The organism is Microbulbifer thermotolerans (genome assembly GCF_001617625.1).
GTDB classification, from domain to species: Bacteria; Pseudomonadota; Gammaproteobacteria; order Pseudomonadales; family Cellvibrionaceae; genus Microbulbifer; species Microbulbifer thermotolerans.
The window spans coordinates 3,068,225-3,087,642 of record NZ_CP014864.1 but is presented as its reverse complement, the minus strand read 5'-3'; the positions used below and the strand labels follow the sequence as shown (position 1 = coordinate 3,087,642).

The 19,418-nt window shown below is 61.1% G+C and carries 15 protein-coding genes; 6 read left to right on the top strand and 9 right to left on the bottom strand.

Translation table 11 applies throughout. The features are described 5' to 3' along the window. Positions 1–34: 34 nt before the first annotated feature. The gene (locus A3224_RS12840) at positions 35–1,963 is read right to left on the bottom strand and encodes a PhoX family protein (RefSeq protein WP_067155362.1); all 1,929 of its coding nucleotides are present in this window, start codon (positions 1,961–1,963) and stop codon (positions 35–37) included. A gap of 416 nt (positions 1,964–2,379) precedes the next feature. On the opposite strand from A3224_RS12840, the gene A3224_RS12835 reads away from it, so the two are divergent. Together A3224_RS12835 and A3224_RS12830 are read left to right on the top strand one after the other, a co-directional pair. Continuing rightward, entirely contained in the window at positions 2,380–4,986 is a 2,607-nt protein-coding gene (locus A3224_RS12835; protein ID WP_067155359.1) for a TonB-dependent receptor, read from the top strand. 198 nt (positions 4,987–5,184) lie between these two features. Beyond that, on the top strand, positions 5,185–7,014 hold the full coding sequence (locus tag A3224_RS12830; protein ID WP_156481482.1) for a phytase: 1,830 nt from the start codon (positions 5,185–5,187) through the stop codon (positions 7,012–7,014). 2 nt (positions 7,015–7,016) lie between these two features. Here A3224_RS12830 and A3224_RS12825 read toward each other — a convergent pair whose 3' ends face one another. Next, positions 7,017–7,883: a LysR family transcriptional regulator gene (locus A3224_RS12825; protein ID WP_067155353.1), complete on the bottom strand. Its 867-nt coding sequence runs from the start codon at positions 7,881–7,883 to the stop codon at positions 7,017–7,019. Positions 7,884–7,976: 93 nt separating this feature from the next. On the opposite strand from A3224_RS12825, the gene A3224_RS12820 reads away from it, so the two are divergent. Next, positions 7,977–8,948, top strand: a complete 972-nt coding sequence (locus A3224_RS12820) for a YeiH family protein (protein ID WP_067155350.1) — start codon at positions 7,977–7,979, stop codon at positions 8,946–8,948. A gap of 4 nt (positions 8,949–8,952) precedes the next feature. Here the strand turns inward: A3224_RS12820 and A3224_RS12815 are convergent, their stop codons facing one another. From A3224_RS12815 to A3224_RS12805, 3 genes are all read right to left on the bottom strand, one after another. Next, positions 8,953–9,663, bottom strand: coding sequence for an outer membrane beta-barrel protein (locus A3224_RS12815; protein ID WP_067155347.1), 711 nt, complete (start codon positions 9,661–9,663; stop codon positions 8,953–8,955). 98 nt (positions 9,664–9,761) lie between these two features. After that, entirely contained in the window at positions 9,762–10,310 is a 549-nt protein-coding gene (locus tag A3224_RS12810; protein ID WP_231902387.1) for a replication protein P, read from the bottom strand. Between the two features lie 16 nt (positions 10,311–10,326). Continuing rightward, positions 10,327–11,634 (bottom strand): DnaT-like ssDNA-binding domain-containing protein, encoded by a 1,308-nt coding sequence (locus tag A3224_RS12805; protein WP_067155341.1) that lies wholly within the window; start codon positions 11,632–11,634, stop codon positions 10,327–10,329. A gap of 269 nt (positions 11,635–11,903) precedes the next feature. Here A3224_RS12805 and A3224_RS12800 point away from each other — a divergent pair, with 269 nt between their 5' ends. After that, complete coding sequence (locus A3224_RS12800; RefSeq protein ID WP_067157984.1) at positions 11,904–14,150, top strand: heavy metal translocating P-type ATPase; 2,247 nt, start codon at positions 11,904–11,906, stop codon at positions 14,148–14,150. Further along, entirely contained in the window at positions 14,147–14,509 is a 363-nt protein-coding gene (locus tag A3224_RS12795; RefSeq protein WP_067155337.1) for a cupredoxin domain-containing protein, read from the top strand. Before A3224_RS12800 ends, A3224_RS12795 begins: the two co-directional genes overlap by 4 nt. Positions 14,510–14,830: 321 nt before the next feature. Here the strand turns inward: A3224_RS12795 and A3224_RS12790 are convergent, their stop codons facing one another. The 4 genes from A3224_RS12790 to A3224_RS12775 all read right to left on the bottom strand — a co-directional run bounded on the left by A3224_RS12790 (position 14,831) and on the right by A3224_RS12775 (position 18,405). Then, complete coding sequence (locus A3224_RS12790) at positions 14,831–15,565, bottom strand: copper resistance protein B (RefSeq protein ID WP_074902806.1); 735 nt, start codon at positions 15,563–15,565, stop codon at positions 14,831–14,833. 12 nt (positions 15,566–15,577) lie between these two features. Further along, positions 15,578–17,470, bottom strand: a complete 1,893-nt coding sequence (locus A3224_RS12785) for a copper resistance system multicopper oxidase (RefSeq protein WP_067155334.1) — start codon at positions 17,468–17,470, stop codon at positions 15,578–15,580. 9 nt (positions 17,471–17,479) lie between these two features. Next, on the bottom strand, positions 17,480–17,959 hold the full coding sequence (locus A3224_RS12780) for a DUF411 domain-containing protein (protein WP_067155331.1): 480 nt from the start codon (positions 17,957–17,959) through the stop codon (positions 17,480–17,482). Between the two features lie 95 nt (positions 17,960–18,054). Continuing rightward, a complete protein-coding gene (locus tag A3224_RS12775) occupies positions 18,055–18,405 on the bottom strand; it encodes a hypothetical protein (protein WP_067155328.1) in 351 nt (116 codons plus the stop codon). 120 nt (positions 18,406–18,525) lie between these two features. On the opposite strand from A3224_RS12775, the gene A3224_RS12770 reads away from it, so the two are divergent. Next, positions 18,526–19,083: a L,D-transpeptidase family protein gene (locus A3224_RS12770; protein WP_231902386.1), complete on the top strand. Its 558-nt coding sequence runs from the start codon at positions 18,526–18,528 to the stop codon at positions 19,081–19,083. Positions 19,084–19,418: the final 335 nt, after the last annotated feature.

Here is a 19,418-nt window from a genome sequence, read left to right as displayed (position 1 = left end):
GCGGCAGCACCCGTGTGAATGAAACGGAAGCGCCTTAACTTCCGATCACCCTGCCGTCCTTGCGGTAGATGGCCAGCACTGACGGCCGCGGCGGCAGCGCCGGGTCCCCGTCCGGCCAGCGGTGCATGGGATGGTCGAAGGTGGAAGAGCCACCGTCTGCCGGGTGCTGCACGGCGACGAATAGGGTGGTGCCATCTGGCGTGAATTCCGGCCCGCACACTTCGGCGCCGCGGGGGCAACCGAAGAAGTGTTTTGGGGCCGCGCGCATTTCCCCTTCTGTGGCCATGGCCCAAAGGCCGTCGTGGAAGCCAAATCGCTCGCAGCCGTCGGTGGCGATCCACATATTGCCCTTGGGATCGAAGGCGACGTTGTCGGGATTGGCGAACCAGCCGTGGGTGGAAATGGCGCCGGGTGATTGCTGGCCGTAGGCGCCCCGCTCATTGGGATCTTCTGCATTGGGGTTGCCGCCGAGCAGGAAGGTGTTCCATTTGAAGCGGTTACTGCTGTGGTCGCGCCGGCCTTTCTTGCCCGGCGGTACGATTTCCAGGACGTGGCCCGCAACATTGCGCGGACGCGGGTTGGCGGCGTCGATATCTCCGTGTTTGCGTTTTTTGTTTTTGGTCAGCATCACATAGGTGCAGTCGTTGACCGGATTGGTTTCCACATCTTCTGGGCGGTCCATCGGTGTGGCCCCGAGCAGGGCGGCGGCGCGGCGCGTATCTATCAGCACATCTGCCTGGTTGCGGAAGCCGTTTTCCGGCGTCAGCGGACCCTGGCCAAATAGCAGCGGCAGCCAGCGGCCGCTGCCGTCGGCGTCGAAGCGGGCCGCGTAGAGGGTGCCTTCGGTGAGGAGCTGGCGGTTTTGGGTGTGGTCACCGGGCCGATAAATGCCGCTGCTGACAAAGCGGTAGACAAACTGGTGTTCGTCGTCGTCGCCGCCATAGGCGACAACCGGCGCACCCGGTTTGCACACCAGGGTAAACCCCTCGTGCTGGAAGCGGCCGAGACCGGTGAGCTTGCGCGGGCGGGAGGAGGGGTCATAGGGGTCGTATTCCACCATCCAGCCGAAGCGGTTGGGCTCGTTCGGCTCCACAGAAATGTCGAAACGGCGGTCGTACTCGCCCCAGTTGCGGTTGTGCGGTGATATGCCGAAGGCGTGGTGATTGCGCGCCTCCACGGGGTCGGCGACAGCGTCCGGGTCCCCCTGGAAGGCGCCGCCGAAGCCTTCCTCGGCGATCAACACGGTGCCCCAGGGTGTTTTGCCGCCGGCGCAGTTGCCGACCGTGCCCAACACCCGTTTGCCGGAGCTGTCGGCCCCGGTGCACAGGCGGCGGTCTCCAGCTGCCGGCCCGACGATCTCCATACCGGTGTTCAGGGTGATGCGGCGGTTGTAGGGGCTGTCCAACACCGGCCGCCAGCCATTGTCTGTTTTTGCGATTTCCACCACCGAGTGACCGCAGGCGGCCTGCTCCACGGCCACATGCTGCGCGCTGACGCCGCGGGTGGCGCTGTGTTCATCGTTGTAGCCGGAAAACATCAGGTGCGGTTGGGTGTACTCGTGATTGACGCACAGCAGACCGCGAGTACTGTTGCGGCTCTTGCAGTGGCGCTCCCCCTCGCCTGGACCCGCCCCCGGGTCCAGGGGCATAAAGGCGATGAAATCGTTGTTGTAGCCGAAGCGCCGCTCTTGTTCGCGCGGCGTCAGGGCTCGGGGATCAAAGGGCGTGGCGCCGGGGACAAGCGGATCTCCCCAACGCAGCAGCAGATCGGCGTTGTAGCCGACGGGCAAATGATGCCGGTCATCCAGGGCGTGGGGGATTTCCGCAAAGCTCAGGTTAGCGGCGCCGCTATCGCGTTTTTTTCCGCAGCTCGGCAACAGGCCGACCGTGGCGCCGACAGCTGTTGCGGCACCCAGTGCCTTGAACAGGGCGCGGCGGGTGGGATTTTTCGGTTCCTTGCTCATGAGTCACTCCGGGAGCGCGGGGCTGTGTCCTTGAATAAAAATTTTCAGCGCCCCTGATGGATTCGTATGGGCGCGCTGTTGATACCGGAGCGCTCAGGCAAGGAGGTATACATCTGGCCGCGGGGTTCCTTTTCCGCAGGGAGGCGAAATCATCGGAGGCTCCGTAATCAGAGAAAAATACCCTAAACGCAAGTTGTGACATTTATGTAACGCAAGCTTCACACCGCGCCGTTAGTCTGCGCCCATTCCACAGCAATCACCAATAAAGGAATCTCAGCTTCATTTCCCTCAGAGCCTTGTCGGGCAGCGGCGTAGCTCGGAGCCTCGAGCGCGAATCAATCTGCGGTTTTTGTAAGGCTCAGGCGCGAATGAATCCAGGGGTTCCCAAACGCCAACAATGGGGGAATGGGTATCTCATGAATAGCAAAATAATTCACGCGCGTTTGATGAATGTGCCTTTGGCGGCCATTGCCGCGGCGATCATTTCCTTTAACGCCGTTGCTGAGCAGAACCAGGCGCTCGAAACCGTTACGGTAACCGCCCAGGCCGCCAATGCCAGCAGCGATATTGAGCGCCAGCGCAACTCGAACAAGATGGTGGCGGTCCAGACCTCGGAAGCGATCGGCGAGTTGCCGGATGCCAATGTCACCGAGGCGCTCCAGCGTATGCCGGGCGTGTTTATCGTGCGCGACCAGGGCGAGGGGCGATTTGTCGGTGTGCGCGGTATCGATCCCAACCTGAACGCATCCACCATCAACGGCGTAAGCCTACCGGCGCCGGAGACCGACAGCCGCGCGGTGGCCATGGACGTGATTCCATCCGACCTGCTTTCCAGCCTGGAAGTGTTTAAAACGCTCACGCCGGATATGAGCGCCGACTCCATCGGCGGTGCCATTGAAATCAAAAGCCTGAGCGCGCTCGACCGCGATGGCCGCCACTTCAAGCTGAGCGTTGAAAACAGCTACAGCGAATTGCAGGAGGAAAACAGCCCCAAGCTGGCGGGCACCTTCACCGATAGATTCGAGCTGGATGGCGGCCGCGAGTTGGGCGTCGCCATCGTCGCCAGTCACCAGGCGCGCAATTTCGGCTCGGAAAATATTGAAACCGACGGCATCTGGGAAAAACTCACCGCGGTGGATGGCAGTGAAGCCTTCGGCGCGGTGGAAATCGAACAGCGGGATTACACCATTACCCGCGAGCGCACCGGGCTCGCCGCCAATTTCGACTTGCGCCTGTCCGAGAGCAGCCAGTTATACCTGCACACCCTCTACTCCGATTTTTCCGACGAAGAGGAGCGCCAGCGCAACTCCTGGAAACTGGATGAAGAAAATGACGATCCCGCCAGCATCAGTGCCAGCAGCGCGGTCTGGGAAGACGCCGCGTTGGAAAAATCCCTGAAGGATCGTCTCGAAGAGCAGGAAATTCTATCTGTGGTATTTGGCGGCGAGCACCAGCTAGACCAGTGGGGCATCGAATATGCCTTGGGCTACTCTCAGGCGGAGGAAGCCGAGCCGCACCGGCGCGATACGGACTTCGTTCAGGAAGGCCTACTGCTCGGTTACACCAGTGCCGGCGAAAAGCCGCAAATGGCGGTCGGCGCCGATGACTTGGAAGCGGCTCTGACCGCGGCCAATTACGCGCTGGATGAATTGGTGATCGAGGACAACTTTACCGAAGATGAGGAAATCAGCTTCCGCCTCGATTTCAGCCGTGAGATCCAGCTGGCGGGTAAGCCTTCGGAACTGAAGTTCGGCCTGCACGAGCGCCGCCGTGAAAAATCCGGCGACCTGAACGCCACCGTCTACGACGGCTTCGGCGCCGATTACACACTGGCCGACTTTGCAATGGGACAGGTCGACTATGATCTCGCCGCCTTCGGCCCCGGTGTCAACAAGGGGGCGCTGAACCGTTTTATCGATGCCAACCTGTCCAGCTTCGAAGTGGACGAAGCCGAAACCGCCCTCGGTTCCGCCCGCGACTATGTGATGAGCGAAGACATCTCCGCCGTCTACGTGATGAACACCATCGAGCTGGAGCGGGCGCAGCTGGTCTACGGTGTGCGCTATGAAGCGACGGATTTTAGCGCCGATGGTTACCGGGTGATTGAGTCAGAGGAGGCGGTGCCCGGTGCCGAAGAGGTGGCCGAGGATGTCTACGTCAGTCCTGTGCACTATCAACGCGATTACAGCAATCTCTTCCCGAGCGTCAATTTAAAGTACGATTTCAGTGACAACATCGTACTGCGCGCGGCTTACACAGAGTCACTTTCCCGCCCTTCTTTCGGTTATCTGAACCCATCACCGGCAGCGGTTGAGTACGATGAGGGCGAGCTGGAGGTCGAAGCGGGCAACCCGGCGCTGGACCCCTACGAAGCGCGCAATCTGGACTTTTCCGCCGAGTACTACGCCGACAGATTGGGTATGTTTTCGGTGAGCTTTTTCCATAAGCGCATCGACAACTTTATCGTGGTCGCGGATGTGGCGGGCGTGGTGGATGTTGCCGACTATGCGGGCAGCCTGCCGGTGGACGATGCGGAAATTCTGCAACCGGTCAACGGCGACACCGCCACCCTCACCGGTGCCGAACTGGCCTGGACCCAGGGCTTCGACAATGGCCTGCTGCTGCGCGCCAACGCCACCTTTACCGATTCCGAGGCCAGCCTGGGGCTGGGGCCGGACGCGGAGCGCAGCGACGATATCTCGCTGCCGAATCAGGCGGATTTAGTGGGCAATTTCATCATCGGCTACGAGCGCGACGCTTTCAGCCTGCGTCTGTCCACTACTTTCCGGGGAGAGCGGCTGTTGGAAGTCAATATGGAAGACGCGGGCGGCGACCGCTACGAGGACGACCATATGCAGGTGGACCTGTCGGCCAAGTACCGGTTCGAAAACGGCCTGCAGCTCACCTTCAGCGGCGTAAACCTGACCGACGAGCCTTTATTCGTGCACAACGCCGGCTACAACGGCCAGTACGAAGAATACGGCCCCACTTATGTGCTGGGACTGACCTACAGTACCTTCTGATTGCTGAAAGTCCCTTTTGCTGGATTTGGGTGGAAATGTGCCCCCTGGCATTTGCTCCGGCCATGCTGTTGGATTTAACAAGCAGTGGAAAAAATGACGCGAAAAAAAATTCTCAAACTGTGTATTGTCGCGGCTCTTTTGGACTTTCTTATTGGGTGCGGAAAAACGACAGAGGTAACAACAAAGCACGTTGGAATATTGAAAGATCCGCAAACACTGTCGCTGCAGGATGTTGCCTCCAGCCAACTGGCGCCGCTGTCGTTGGGGGAAGCAAATTATCTGTTGCTGGCCAGCGAAACCCGCGGACTGGTGCTGATTGGGGAAGACGGCAGCGAGATCGCTGCGCTGGATGGCGGTAGTGTGGAACGCTTTGCGTTGCAGGCGCGCGGCGGGGGCCACTGGTTGGTGGCGGCCTACGACGAGGACAGCGGCAAGATCCAGCTGCGCGGGCTGGAGCCCGACGCCCAGGGCCGGCCCCGTTTTCAGTTTCTCGGGGATATGGCTGTGGACGCGCCCCAGGCCGCGCTCTGCTTTTCCCGCCAGAAGGATCGCATCCATCTGTTTGCCATCGATGAAAGCGGCCTCGGCCGAGAGTATTTGCTTCTTCCGCGGGCGTCGTCCTGGGGGTTCAGTGAAGTGCGCCCTTTGTATTTCGGCGAACAGGTCAGCAGCTGCGCGGTGGATAACGCTCGAGGGAAGCTGCTGGTGGCGCAGCCGCCGCTGGGGATCTGGCGGCTGAATGCCGACGCGGAGCGGGATGAGGCGCGGGAAGTTTTCGTCGCCCCCGACCGGCAGGGCGCGGACTTTGGCGGCCTGTGGGTCGACGCTGCCGCCGGCCATCTGTGGGTGGCGGCGGAAAGCGGCGTGTGGGCATACGATTTGAGAAGGCCTCTTTCCGAGCCGCTTTTTTCCCGGTCCCTGGATGGTGTGGCGCCGGTATCCGTGGCGGTGGCCGGCGGCAAACTGCTGGCGCTGGAAGAGGAGAGCAACGCGGTGTTGCGCTTTGCCGTGCCGCTGCCGGAACCGGTGGCGGAAATCCAGGCGTTCCGCGGCGCGGTTTCGATGCCACACGTGGCCGCCCGCGCGCAGACAGCGCCGGTCGCCTCCGGTGGCGATGCCGCCGACGATCCCGCCATCTGGGTCAATCCGCGCAACACCGAAGAGAGTCGTATCCTCGGCACCGATAAAAAGCGCGGCCTCAATGTGTACGATTTAAACGGGAAGCTGCTGCAAGCCCTGCCGGTGGGGCGGGTTAACAATGTGGATTTGCGCCCGCTGGATCACGCCCGTTTTGCCGCCCTGGCCGCTGCCTCCAACCGTACCACGCCGGGGGTCAGTCTGTTCGGTATTACCGCGGATGGCGAGGTGGAAAGCCTGGGACTGCGGGAGATGGATCTCGCCGATCCCTACGGCTTGTGCCTCTCCCGCAAAGACGGGGGCCTGTTTGTCTGGATGTCCGACAAGCAGGGCGATCTGCATCTGGCGGAAATTCGCCTGGGGGAAAATCCGCTGCAGTGGCAGCTGCTCCCCCGCGCCAGGCAGCCCCTGGCGGGGCTGGTGGAAGGCTGTGTGGCGGACGATGAGCGCGGGCAGTTGTTTTACGCCGAGGAAGATCGCGGAATCTGGCGTCTGGATATCGACGCCTTTGTCGCCGGCGAAGGCCAGCCGCAACTGGTGGCGAGGGTGGACGGCGACAAACTGGTGGATGACATCGAAGGTATGGCGCTTTACCTCAACGGCGACAGCAGCTATTTGGTGGTCTCCAGTCAGGGCAACAACAGCTATGCCCTTTTCAGTCGCGACGGCAGCGAGTTCGTCGGGCGTTTCCGTGTTGATATCAACCCGGAGCTGGGGATTGACGGCGTCTCCGAGACCGACGGTCTGGAAGTGACCAGCGCCGCGCTGGGCGCGGATTATCCACAGGGGGTGCTGGTGGTACAGGACGGGCGCAACCGCTTGCCCAGCGCGGCGCAGAATTTTAAGTTGATTTCCTGGACGGAAATCGCTGACGCGCTGGCGCTGCAGTGACGCTATTCCAACAGTGACAGAAAGGCATTCAGGGTGGTGTCGCGGCGCCTGCCCGGCGGCACCAGCCAGGACAGTTCGCGCTCCAGTTGCAGGGGGGTCGCCAGTTCGACAAATTGACCGGCGGCCACTTCATCGGCGATGGAGAGGGCGGACAGGCAGCCCACACCCAGCCCCGCGAGCACCGACTGCTTGATCGCCTCCTGGCGCGGCAGTGAAAAGGCGATGGTGGGGGTGATGCGGGCCGCGCGCATGGCGGCGTCGAATACCGAGCGGGTTCCGGAGCCGGGTTCGCGCACTATCCAGCGCTGTTGTCCCAGATCTTTGCGCTCGATTCTGCCGCTGCCGGCCAGTGGATGGTCGGCGGCGCAGAAAACACTCAACGTGTCCTTCCGCCACGAGTGCACTTCCAGCGCCGTGTGTCCTGCCGGCCCCTCGATAATCCCCAGGCGGGCGCGCCCCTTTTCCAGCAATTCGATGACTGCCTCACTGTTGCCGATAGTTACCCGCGGTTCTACCTGTGGGTGGCGTCGGCAGAACGCGGCCAGCAGGTGTGGCAGAAGATAACAGCCTATGGTGACGCTGGCGGCCACGTGAAAGTCCCCGCGGACCTGGTCGCCGCAGGGGTCTTCCAGCGTATCTACCAGAGACAGTATCTCCCGTACCCGCGGCAGTATCCGCTGGGTGGCGTCGCTCGGTTCCAGGTTGCGGCCCACCCGGTGAAACAGTGAGTAGCCCAGTGTGCGCTCGAGTTCGCGGATTGCCTGGCTGGCGGCGGATTGGCTGATCGCCTGTTCATCCGCCGCCTCGGTGAGCCGCCCGAGACGGCAGGTGGCCTCCAGAAGGCGAAGCTGACGCAGATTTAAATTCATAAGTAGTACTTAATTTTTACATTAATAATATCCATTTTAGTTAAGTGTATGTGGCGGATAAAGTCACCTCGGAAATACGAGGGAGCTTCTGTCATGTGGATACATTTACTGCTGATCACCGGGAGTGCCGTGGCGCTGGCTCAGGTACCGCAGATTGCCGGGCTCGGTCTGTCGGCATTGCCGCTGGCAATCCTGCTGGGGATGCTGTACGGCAATCTCTACCCGACAAAAGGCAACGATGAAGGCGCGGTGAACTGGTGCCAGCGGCGCGCCCTGCGCCTCGGCATTGTGCTCTTCGGGTTCAATCTGAGTCTGCAGCAGGTGGCGGCACTGGGGTGGCAGTTAGTGCTGGTGGATACACTGGTGATCTGTGTTGTGCTCGCGGTGGGCATTGGGGTCGGTATGCGCCTGCTGGGGTTGTCGCGTGAGCTGGCGGTGCTCACTTCGGTGGGTAGTGCGGTCTGCGGCGCGGCGGCCATCGCCGCCGCCGAGCCGGTGGCCCGTGCACGGGAGCAAGACGTGGCGGTGGCGGTGGCAACCGTGGTGTTGTTCGGCACGCTGGCAACCTTTTGCTATCCGCTGATCTATTCGCTGTGCGGCTGGGAGGAGTCGGTCTTCGGCATTTATATCGGCAGCACGGTGCACGAGGTGGCGCAGGCGGTGGCCGCGGGCCAGTCCATCGGCGCCGATGCCATGCAGAGTGCCCTGGTGGCGAAGTTGGTACGGGTGATGCTGCTGGCTCCGGTAGTGGTGTTTCTCGGCAGTGTACTGTTTCGCGCACGGGGCGGTGAACGGCGCGGGGCGCCAGCGCCCCTGCCCGGGTTTGTGTTCGGCTTCGCGTTGGCGGTGGGACTCAACAGTGTGCTGGTGCTGCCCCAGGCGCTGCAGACAGTTTTGCAGTTGGCCTCTCAGGGATTGCTGGCGCTGGGGATGGCGGCGCTGGGCGTCAAAGCGCGCTGGCGCAGTATCCGCAGCGCTGGTGCGCGCCCGCTGCTGCTGTCGTCGCTGCTGTTTCTGCTGCTGCTTGGGGGCGGGTTTGTCTTGAATGCTTACTTCTACCGTTGAGCATTCAGAAGTGCATACTCCAGCCGAGGGTGGCGCTTTGTGCATCGAAGTCGCTGCGGAAACTGTCGCTGCCGACTTCGGTAAAGGATTCCCACTCGGCGCGCAGCGTCCATTTGTTACGGTAGCGGTAGTCGATGCCGAACCCATATCCCCAGTGAAAGCCGTTGTCGCTGTCGTAGGCTTTGCCGCTGACTTCCTCCAGCCGCGTCTCCACTTCGTCCTCTGCGACCGGGTAGGCGAATAACAGCTGCCCGGACTGGCGTTCCGACAGCTCGGCGCTCCACAGGCCGCCGCCCAGTTTGCCGAACAGACTGAGCCCCTCGAACAGGGGGCAGTGACCGACGATAAAGGCGTTGAGCAGGTGGGTTTTGATCCTGTCTTCAAACTGTAGGAACTCGCCGTTGGTGGCATCGATGCGGAAGTCCAGGTCGGCTTTTGCCAGCTGCTGGTAGCTGGCTTCCACCGCCATATATGGGGTCCAGCGCCAGCCGGTATAGATTTTCCAGCTGTCGCCCTTCTCACCGCAGGCGCTGGCGCTGGCAGTCTGCCCGGAAGAGTTCAGGTTTCGTACAAATACTGCGGCGCCGTTGCAGAAACCTTGTAATTCCGTATTGCCGTAGCCGATACCGCCGTATTTATGGGAGTAGAAATCGGCCTGTGTTTGGGCACAGGCGACTAGGAAAAATACCGCTAGCAGAACGTTTGGCCGCTTCATGGCGTTACCTGCTTTTGGGTTTTAGACGGGATTTTTACTGCATTTCCAGTGGTTGATGAAGTTTTGCCGGAGCGATTGTGTACAGTTGCTGCGGATCATTAAATATCGAGTTCGGCCCGCAGCTCTGCGAGCTTCTTCGCATTTTCTTCCTTGGATAGGGGTTTCCCGGGTTTTTCTTCCAGTTGTAGCTGTTCGGGCACCGGCAGCTTTTCGCCCTCCAGTACCCGCGCGCAGAGCTTGCGGTAGTGCTCGGCAAATACCGGATAGGCGATCGACTCCGAATTGCTGGCGAGAAAAAACCAGCCGGTCTCGCGCCCGGCGTGGTAGACCGCCGGGTGGCTCCAGTTGTAGTTGGCCCTGGGGCTGGGTGCGTTACAGGCTTCGCGATAGGCGGCGCGGGCGTCGGGCAGGCCGTTTTCTCCGGCGGCGCACAGAGTGAGCATCTTGTGCACTGTAGGCAGGTATTCGCTCTGCAGTATCGCGCGCTTGGCACCGGCCATGATTTCCTGCGGGCTGAAGGCGGCCAGTGCTTCCAGCCACAGGCGTTTGGCGTGGTGCAGGGTTTCGGTGTCCGGGAAGGCGGCGCTGAACTGGTTGTGGTAGTTCAGCTTGAAGAGCGCGAAGACTTCGTTGATGGCGCGCTTCATCTCGTTCAGTTCGGGACTACCAGTCTGTGTCTGTGAGTATGTCGCCGATTGACCGGTCGCGGGTGCGTTGGTTGGTCGGGCGGGTGGTGTCTTGTGGCTTGCCATAAGAATTTCCTATTGCCAGCTTGTTGCGCTCGGCCCACTGGTGGCGAGCGTGACGCACGAAGACGGCGTCCCAGCTTTTGCGCGCGGCGTTCTGTCCGCGCCAGTAAAGAATAAATTCAGGCACCAGGGAGAGGGCGAAATCGCGGTCTATTTCACACTGGTTGATCAGGTGGCTCAAGCAGTCTGGGCTCGGCTGCCAGTTCCGCGGCAGGGGCTTGGCCACCGGGTTTTTCTCGATGCCCTGACAGTAGTAGGCCCACTCCTCGCGCGCGTACTGGATAAATTGCTCTCCCCAGCGGGCGCTGTGACCGCCGCGCTCGAGCCATTTGTAGATAAATTCCGGCAGCAGTTCGGCGGCGAAGTCGGGGTTGATCGCCAGGCGCTTGAGCTGTTCCCAGGTGTGCTCGCTGGGTTGCCAGTCGCGGGTCATGGGCTGGGGTTTGCGCTTCTCAATAAAGGGCGCGTCTTGATTTTCCCAGTCTTCCATCACCCAGTCGTTAAATTCCAGGTCCCAGGAGATGGATTGTTTGCCGCTGGAGTGGTGGTAGTCGAGAAAGCGTTGCAGGGCCCGCTGCACAAAGGTGCTCGGTACACCTTCGTCGGAGAGTTTGCGCAGTGTCTCTTGGCCGGGGCGCCAGTTTTCCGGCAAGGGCTGCTTGCGCTGCGCGGTGGCCCGGTAGGCCTCCCACTTGCTCTTGACCTGTTTAACGAACAGGGAGCCGAAAGAGTGGCGCGGCTCGCCCCGTTCGCGCCAGTAGGTAACGAATTCCGGCAGCTGTTCGCGGGCGAAGTGATCCGGTACGCCCAGCTGGGCGATGCGCGCCATGGTCTCGGCATCCGGCTGCCAGTTGGGGCCTATGGTGTTGGCGTTGCGCTCCGTCGCGGGGGTAAAGCGAGGGTCCGGGCGGGCGGTGCCGAGGGGCAGGGCGAATTTAAGAAGCTCACTGCTGCCGTAGGGCGCGGCGGCCAGCAGAAGGGCGCCTTGGTTGCGGAGGCTGGTGGCCACCCGCTGAATATCCGCCGGCTGCCAGAAGGGGAGAAGCTGGTTGAGCTGTTCTCCGTCCGCCGTGTACCAGTTGTGCCCGGAGCGGTGCTCCAGAGGCAGGAAAGGCAGCAGGTCCCCGAGCGCGGTCAGCAATACTGCTTCCTCCAGGCCGAGGGTGGCGGCCAGAGTAGGGGAGATGCAAAGGGGTCTTTCGGGGAGCAGGGGGTGTTTCATGGCGCGATTCTAGCACTCCTGTGTATCCGCTGCGCGCTCCTCTGGTCCGCTTACAATGGCTCGCCAGCTGCGGGGCAGGTGAGATCCACTGTCGCTGCAAAGTTTTACTTGCCCTGCCCTTGGGGGAAGCTTTTAACTTGCCTGACAACAGAGATCCCTTAGGGAACCCCTGATTAATTCACATATGAGTTTTTTCGGGTTTCAAAACATCTTTACCGCCACGAAGCGACTTAATCAGTGGTTCCTTAGCAATGCTGATGGAGAGTGACATGAAAGAAGGGGCTGGATCCCCGGCGCAGCTGTTCCGCCTGAGGGGGGCTTCCTGCGCCGGCTGCGTCAACAAGATAGAGCGCGCCCTGCAGCAGGTGCCCGGTGTGGCCGAGGCGAGGGTCAATCTGGCGGACAAGACGCTCTCGGTTCGGGGCAGTGTGAGCGCAGATACTTGTATCCGTGCCATAGAAAACGCCGGCTACGGCGCTGAACTGGCAACGGTCAGCGAACGCGAGTTGCGCGAGCAGCAGCGTGCCGCGGACCGGGCGCACTACCGCGATCTGCTGTGGCGCTCTGGGCTGGCGCTGGGGCTGGGTTTGCCGCTGATGATCTGGGGGCTGGTGACCGGTGAGATGTCGGTACACAGTCTGGGGCAGCAGCTGGCCTGGGGGCTGGTGGGGCTGGCCACGCTGGCAGTGCTGGTTTACTGCGGGGGGCACTATTTCACCGGGGCCTGGAAGGCGTTCCGTCACCACAACGCCAGTATGGATACGCTGATTGCGCTGGGCACAGGCACCGCCTGGGCCTTTTCCTCCCTGGTCGTCGTGGCGCCGCAATTGCTGCCGGAAGTGGCGCGGCACGTTTACTTCGAGGCCAGTGCGATGATTATCGGCCTGATCAACCTGGGGCAGGCTTTGGAGCTGCGCGCGCGCGGCAAAACCAGCGCGGCAGTGGAGAAGTTGCTGTCGCTGCAGGAGACCAAGGCGCGCGTATTGCGGGATGGTGAAGAATTGGATGTCCCGGTGGATGCGGTGCAGCCGGGCGACCGCCTGCGAGTACGGCCCGGAGAGAAGATACCTGTGGATGGCAGAGTGGTGGAAGGCGATAGCCTGGTGGACGAGTCCATGCTTTCCGGTGAGCCGTTGCCGGTGCGGAAAACTGCCGGTGATGCCTTGTCCGCCGGTACTTTGAACAAGAACGGCAGCCTGTTATTTGTCGCTGAAAAGGTCGGCGCCGAAACCCGCCTGGCGCAGATTATCGAGATGGTGAAGCGCGCACAGAATTCCCGTGTGCCCATCGCCCGCCTCGCAGACCGCATTGCCGCGGTATTCGTGCCAGTGGTGATGATTGTCGCGGTGCTGGCAGCGCTCGCCTGGTTTAACTGGGGGCCGGAGCCGAAAGTCGCGCATATGCTGGTGGTAGCCACCGCAGTGCTGATAATTGCCTGCCCCTGCGCACTGGGATTGGCCACGCCCATGTCGGTGATGGTGGGCGTGGGCCTGGGCGCCGAGCACGGTGTGCTGGTGCGCAATGGCAAGGCGTTGCAGCAGGCGGGTAAATTGAATGTCCTGGTGGTCGACAAAACGGGCACGCTCACCGAGGGGGCGCCCAGGGTTACCGATCTGCAGGCGGACGGCGATGAGCGGGAGCTGTTGCGTTTGCTGGCGGGCCTTGAGCAGGCGTCCGAGCATCCGCTGGCGGCAGCCATTGTGGCTGCGGCCCGGGAACGCGGAATCAATCCCGGTGAGGTGCAGGATTTCGAGTCCATTACCGCTCACGGTGTTTCCGGTACTGTGGATGGCCGCGCCGTGTTACTCGGCAACGGCAAACTGATGCAGCGCAAAAATATCGATATCGACCGCTGGCGGGAGACCGCGGAAACGCTCGCCGCCCAGGGGCGCACGGTGATGTTCGCGGCTGTAGACGGCGAGGCCGCGGGACTGATCGCAGTGGCGGACCCCCTGCGCGAAGATGCGAAACTGGCGATACAAAGGCTCAAAAAACTCGGCCTGGAAATCCAGATGCTCACCGGTGACAACCGCGCTGCGGCGGAGGCGGTAGCTGCGCAGCTGGGAATCGATCGGGTCTACGCGGATCTGCTGCCGGAGGACAAGGCGCGTATTGTCGGCGACTTGCAGGCCGATCGAAGGCTGGTGGGGATGGTCGGCGACGGCATCAACGACGCCCCGGCGCTGGCGCGGGCCGAAGTGGGCTTCGCCATAGGTGCCGGTACCGATGTGGCCATTGAAACCGGCGATATCACCCTGATGCGCTCCTCGCTGCACGGGGTGGCGGATGCGATCGAGCTGTCGCGGGCGACGCTGCGCAATATCAAGCAAAACCTGTTCGGCGCCTTTATCTATAACACCCTGGGAATTCCCATTGCGGCGGGAGTTCTGTATCCGCTGACCGGCAGTTTGCTGAGCCCGGTGATTGCCGGTGGGGCCATGGCCCTGTCTTCGCTGACGGTGGTCAGCAATGCCAATCGCCTGCGTTTGTTTAAGCCCTCGGAGGTGACCGTATGAGCTTGCTCGTCAATCTGAGTGGACTGGCGCTGATCGCGGCTATTGTCTGGTGGTTTCAGTTGCTGAAGCGCAGCCCGGCTGCCGATAAGGCTGCGGAAGCCGCCGCATTGATAGTAGTTAGAGATGGTATTTATGAGCCGGGGTGCATCCGGGTAGCTGCGGGGAGGGAAACCGAGTTGCGCTTTCTGCGCGAAGACCCCAGCCCCTGCGCCGAATATGTGGTGTTTGCGGATTTGGATATCAGCGCGCAACTGGCTGTCGGGCGTGAGACAGCCGTATCCCTGCCGCCCCTGACGGCAGGGGAGTATGAGTTTACCTGCCAGATGCGTATGTATCGCGGAACTCTGGTGGTGACATAGAGAACCGCTGATGAATTTGCGCGAGCGCTTCAGAAGATTCGGAGGCGGAGTATTTTTAAGGAACCTCTGATTAAGTCACTTTCTGGTGGCAGAGGCGCTTCGGGGGCGGATGTGAAGCTCAGGTGATAGGACGGGCATTTCGAAACCGTCGGATACAGGGATGTATCCGTCGGAGCTACAGGGAAGTACTTGTGCGTTTTCGTAATGTCCATCCTATTGCCTGAGCGCCCCGGAAGCTACCATAGTGTTCACGCGAATTAATCAGGGTTCCTTAAACCTCGCGAGCGAATTCATCAGATGTAAAAACGCTGGTATCCAGTATCAGAACCAGACGCTGAGGCCCATTACCCAGGTGGTTTCTCGGGATTCCCGGCCATCTTCGCGGGCGAAATCGGCGGCGCGGCCGAACTTACGCTCGTGGTGTATGCCGATATAAGGGGCAAACTGGCGCGTGAATTCGTAGCGCAGGCGCAGACCGGCTTCCATTTCCGAGAGGCCCGCGGCGGTTTCGTTGTCCCTGTCGTTCTGGCCATAGAAATCCAGTTCTATTTCCGGGCTCAGTATCAGGCGCTGGGTAAACAGCAGTTCGTACTCGGCGCCGATGCGCATGCCGATATCGCCGCCATCACTTGCGAACAGCGCTGACTCCACTTCAAAAAAATAAGGGGCCAGCCCCTGGAAACCGATTACTCCCCAGTTCTCGCTCGGTCCGTTTCCCAGCCTGAAATCGTGGCGCATTCCTATCTGCAGGTCCCAATAGGGTGCAACCGCGCGGCTGTAGAGTAGTTGCAGCTCGGCGTTTTCGGTGCTGTTCTCCTCGCGATTCAAGTCGCCCTTTAGCCACAGCTTGTCGCGGTCGCCGCCGAAGCGGATATCGCCCCTGAGTGCGCTGCCCTGGTCCCCGCGCGCTTCCAATCGGTCCACGCTGACCGTGGTCAAGAGCGTGTTGTGGTCCATTACATGGTCCGGTGTGAGAGCGCTCTGGTATGCGGGCTCAGCGGCGGCCGTGCTGGAGAGAGCCGCGAGCACGGCATTGCTGATCAATCGCTTTTTCATTGCCTCCCCTCCTTAAACGACGCGTACTTCGCGGAACATGCCGGGCATGTGGTACAGCAGGTGGCAGTGGTAGGCCCAGCGGCCGTAAGCATTGGCAGTCACCAGGTAGCTGATTTGGGAACCCGGTTGCACGAGTACCGTGTGTTTGCGCGGTATGTAGTCCGGTTCTTCTGTCTCCAGTTCACTCCACATACCGTGCAGGTGGATGGGGTGGGTCATCATGGTGTCGTTGACCAGCGTGATACGGATGCGCTCGCCGTAGTTCAGCATCAGCGGCGCTGACTCGTTAAATGGAATGCCATCCATACCCCAGAGGTAACGCTCCATATTGCCGGTAAGGTGGAGTTGGAGTTCCCGCGAGGGCTCGCGTTTGTCGATGGTGGGGGTGAGGTTGCGGATATCGCCGTAGTTCAGTACCCGCCGGCCATAGCGCTGCATGTGGTCTCGCAGTCCTACACCGGGGTCACGCAGGCCGTTCATCGGCTGTTCTGATCGCATATCTACCGTGTAGCGGTATTCGCTCGGCAGGTGCACCACTGGGCTGTGGCTGCCGAAGCCGGCGCGCCCCAGGTTTCCCGTGTACCAGACGCCCTGCATACCGCCCAGTTCCGGGCGGTCGCCGTGCAGGCTGTAGCCACTGGCAGCAGTGTGCCCTGTGTGGTCAGTGCCGCCCATTTGGTGCCGGTTGTGTTCCATACCGTGCCGGGCGTGATCCATGCCGTTCATCGGATGTTGGGTGTGGTTCATATCGCTCGAACCGTGCGCCATACCCATATCGCGGTGGGTGAGTACCGGCGCGTAGTCCATGGCGGGCACCGGCGCAGTCAGGCTCAAGTCTGAGGTCAAGGTGCCGCGGGCGAAGCCGCTGCGGTCGATGGTTTGCGCAAACAGCGTATAGGCGGTGTCCGCCTCGGGTTCGACCACGACATCGTAGGTTTCGGCCACGCCGATACGGAATTCGTCCACGGTGACCGGCTCTATATTCTGGCCGTCGCTGGCGACGACTTTCATTTTCAGGCCGGGGATACGGATATCGAAGATCGACATGGCGGCGGCATTGATAAAGCGCAGGCGGATTTTTTCGCCCCGCTTGAACAATGCTGTCCAATTGTCGTCCGGGGTTTGTCCGTTCATCAGATAGGTGTAGGTGCGGCCGGTTACATCGGAAATGTCGCGGTCCGACATGCGCATCAGGTTCCACATCTCTCGCTCGCGCCAGGTGGCCGCCAGCCCTTTGTCCCGGATCTCCCGCCACAGGTCGCCGGCAGTGCGGCGGCGCAGGTTGTAGTAGTGCCCCTCTTTTTTCAGCTTGGAATAGATATTGTGGGGTGTTTCGTCGCTCCAGTCGGACAGCAACACCACATAGTCTCGGTCATAGGCCACCGGGTCTGGTTCGGCCGGGTCTATCACGATGCTGCCGTAGAGGCCCTGCTGTTCCTGGAAGTCCGAGTGACTGTGATACCAGTAGGTGCCGCTCTGGCTGACCTGGAACTGGTAGCTAAACGTCTCGCCGGGTTTGATGCCGCTGAAACTGAGCCCGGGAACGCCGTCCATATGGCTTGGCAGAATCACGCCGTGCCAGTGAATGGAGGAGTCGTGCGCCAAATGATTGGTGACATTCAGCGTGACTGTGTCCCCCTCCCTCCAGCGCAACACTGGGCCGGGCAGGCTGCCGTTGACGGTCACCGCGGTGCGCTTGCGGCCGGTGAAATTCACCGGCTGATAGCCGATATGCAGGTCGAAGCGGTTGCCGCGCAATGTCTCTAGGGCGCTACCTGCTCGCGGTGTGCGTGCCTTGAGCCCGGCGGGCAAGCCCAGCAACGCAGTGCTGGCGGCCACACCGGTAATGAAGGTCCGGCGGCCGGGTGAGAACAGCTGCCGCCGGCAGTTCCTGATTTTGTTCATTCTGTTCCCTCAGTACTGCTGGTCGGCCGTATTGATTTCGGCGTAGACACTGTGGCTGCCATCGGCATTGATTTGCAGTACCTGGTAAGGCACGAAGCGATCGCCCATTTCCATGCCCGGGCTGCCCGGTGGCATGGCCGGCACCGCCAGACCTTTGGCGCCCTCGGGTGGATTTTGCAGAAAGCGCCGCACCAGTTTGGCGGGGATATGTCCTTCGAATATATAGCCCTCGGGCGATACGCTGGTGTGACAGGATTGGAAACGCGGGTCGATACCGTGACGATTTTTCACCCCGTTGAGGTCGTCGACGTCCATGGCGGTCACGGCAAAGCCATTGTCTCGGGCGTGGTCAATCCACAGTGTGCAGCAACCGCAGCTGGCGGACTTGTACGTGGTCAGCGGAATGTCTTCGACGGCCGGTTTTTTTTCTTCGGCACAAGAGGTCAGAGCCAGCAACAGCAGGCCGGCGGCAAACAGTTTGCGGTACATGATTTCAACTCTTTTCCACAGATGATGGTCGCGCGCTGTTTATGCGCGCGGATTGTCAATCGGCTGGGGAATGCGCCGGGCGCACTGATCCCGCATCAGCTGTGAATCGGGGGACGCAGAGCCGCTTCGGGTTCGGGGGAGGAGCTGAATTCGCGATAGGCGGTGGCCTGGATATTTCCGGCAGGGGCTACTGCTCTGTTGTCACCTGCGGGCAGTGCGCTGGCGCAGTGGCCGGGGCAGCAACCGCAGCTTTGGTCGCAGTTACCGCTGTGCGCTTCGCAATCGCCGTTGGCAGCGGGTGAGCAGTGGGACTGGTGATCGCCCTGCATGTCCATCGGCATGGGCATTTTCCCGCTGGCTTCGGCGTCACAGCCCGCCGCCAGCGCCTGGCCGTTGAGGGCCAGTAGCAGTACCAGCAGCAGTGTGCGGGTGAATCGGACGGGCATGGCAGTGACTTTGAAATTAAGGCGGGTGCAGTTTATGAGCTGGTCCCTGTCGGCGCAACTCTAGGGATGTAGGAATGCGGGTTGGGCGACACTATGCTGGCCAGTGCGGGAGGAGTGTTTATGCACCCGATACGGCAGTACAGGCAATATCTCACCGCTCTGGCGATGTGCCTCGCTGCGTTAATGGCGACAGCGGCCAGCGCAGCGCCGGAGAATTGGTTCGACGAGGCGGCCGCGGCCAACAGCTCAGGAGCTGCTTCCATCCGCGTTTCTCTCGGTGAACAGCGGGCCTATTTCTACAAAGGCAAGAAGTTGGTGGGGGTGTCCCGGATTTCCTCCGGCAAGGCCGGCTACAGAACGCCGAAGGGGCATTACAAGGTCAGGGGCAAGAAGCTTAAACACAGGTCCACCCTCTACGGCAGTTATGTGGACAGGAATACCCATCGGGTAGTGCGCGCGGATGTGGATACCCGCAAGCATCGCCGCCCGCCGGGCACCTATTATCGCGGTGCCAAGATGGATTACTTTATCCGTTTCAACGGCGGTATCGGCTTCCACGCATCCGGTAATGTGCCCAGCTATCCCGCCTCCCACGGTTGTGTGCGGATGCCGCGGCATATGGCGCAGAAGTTTTACCGCTATGCGCCGGTGGGTACGCCGGTTATCGTTACCAATTGATGGGATGGGAATTTCGAAAACGCACAGGTACTTCCCTGTAGCTCCGTCGGATACGCTCTTGTATCCGCTGGCCTATCACATCACTTGAGCTTCTTTCCCGTCTCCCGGGCTCGGAGTCTCTTTCCTCTTTGGGAGAGAATTAAGGAACCTCTGATTAATTCGCGTGAACTCTTTGGTAGCTTCTGGGGCGCTCAGGCAATAGGAGGGCCATTTCGAAAACGCACGAGTACTTCCCTGTAGCTCCGACGGATACATCCCTGTATCCGACGGTTTCGAAATGGCCCTCCTATCACCTGAGCTTCTCATCTGGCTCCAAAGAGTTTTTACCGTCAGGA

What these genes read in the sequence shown, in the direction of transcription:
- A3224_RS12840 (WP_067155362.1), bottom strand. Translation starts at nt 1,963, where the DNA reads ATGAGCAAGGAACCGAAAAATCCCACCCGCCGCGCCCTGTTCAAGGCA.
- A3224_RS12835 (WP_067155359.1), top strand. Translation starts at nt 2,380, where the DNA reads ATGAATAGCAAAATAATTCACGCGCGTTTGATGAATGTGCCTTTGGCG.
- A3224_RS12825 (WP_067155353.1), bottom strand. Translation starts at nt 7,883, where the DNA reads ATGAATTTAAATCTGCGTCAGCTTCGCCTTCTGGAGGCCACCTGCCGT.
- A3224_RS12820 (WP_067155350.1), top strand. Translation starts at nt 7,977, where the DNA reads ATGTGGATACATTTACTGCTGATCACCGGGAGTGCCGTGGCGCTGGCT.
- A3224_RS12815 (WP_067155347.1), bottom strand. Translation starts at nt 9,663, where the DNA reads ATGAAGCGGCCAAACGTTCTGCTAGCGGTATTTTTCCTAGTCGCCTGT.
- A3224_RS12810 (WP_231902387.1), bottom strand. Translation starts at nt 10,310, where the DNA reads ATGAAGCGCGCCATCAACGAAGTCTTCGCGCTCTTCAAGCTGAACTAC.
- A3224_RS12805 (WP_067155341.1), bottom strand. Translation starts at nt 11,634, where the DNA reads ATGAAACACCCCCTGCTCCCCGAAAGACCCCTTTGCATCTCCCCTACT.
- A3224_RS12800 (WP_067157984.1), top strand. Translation starts at nt 11,904, where the DNA reads ATGAAAGAAGGGGCTGGATCCCCGGCGCAGCTGTTCCGCCTGAGGGGG.
- A3224_RS12795 (WP_067155337.1), top strand. Translation starts at nt 14,147, where the DNA reads ATGAGCTTGCTCGTCAATCTGAGTGGACTGGCGCTGATCGCGGCTATT.
- A3224_RS12790 (WP_074902806.1), bottom strand. Translation starts at nt 15,565, where the DNA reads ATGAAAAAGCGATTGATCAGCAATGCCGTGCTCGCGGCTCTCTCCAGC.
- A3224_RS12785 (WP_067155334.1), bottom strand. Translation starts at nt 17,470, where the DNA reads ATGAACAAAATCAGGAACTGCCGGCGGCAGCTGTTCTCACCCGGCCGC.
- A3224_RS12780 (WP_067155331.1), bottom strand. Translation starts at nt 17,959, where the DNA reads ATGTACCGCAAACTGTTTGCCGCCGGCCTGCTGTTGCTGGCTCTGACC.
- A3224_RS12775 (WP_067155328.1), bottom strand. Translation starts at nt 18,405, where the DNA reads ATGCCCGTCCGATTCACCCGCACACTGCTGCTGGTACTGCTACTGGCC.
- A3224_RS12770 (WP_231902386.1), top strand. Translation starts at nt 18,526, where the DNA reads ATGCACCCGATACGGCAGTACAGGCAATATCTCACCGCTCTGGCGATG.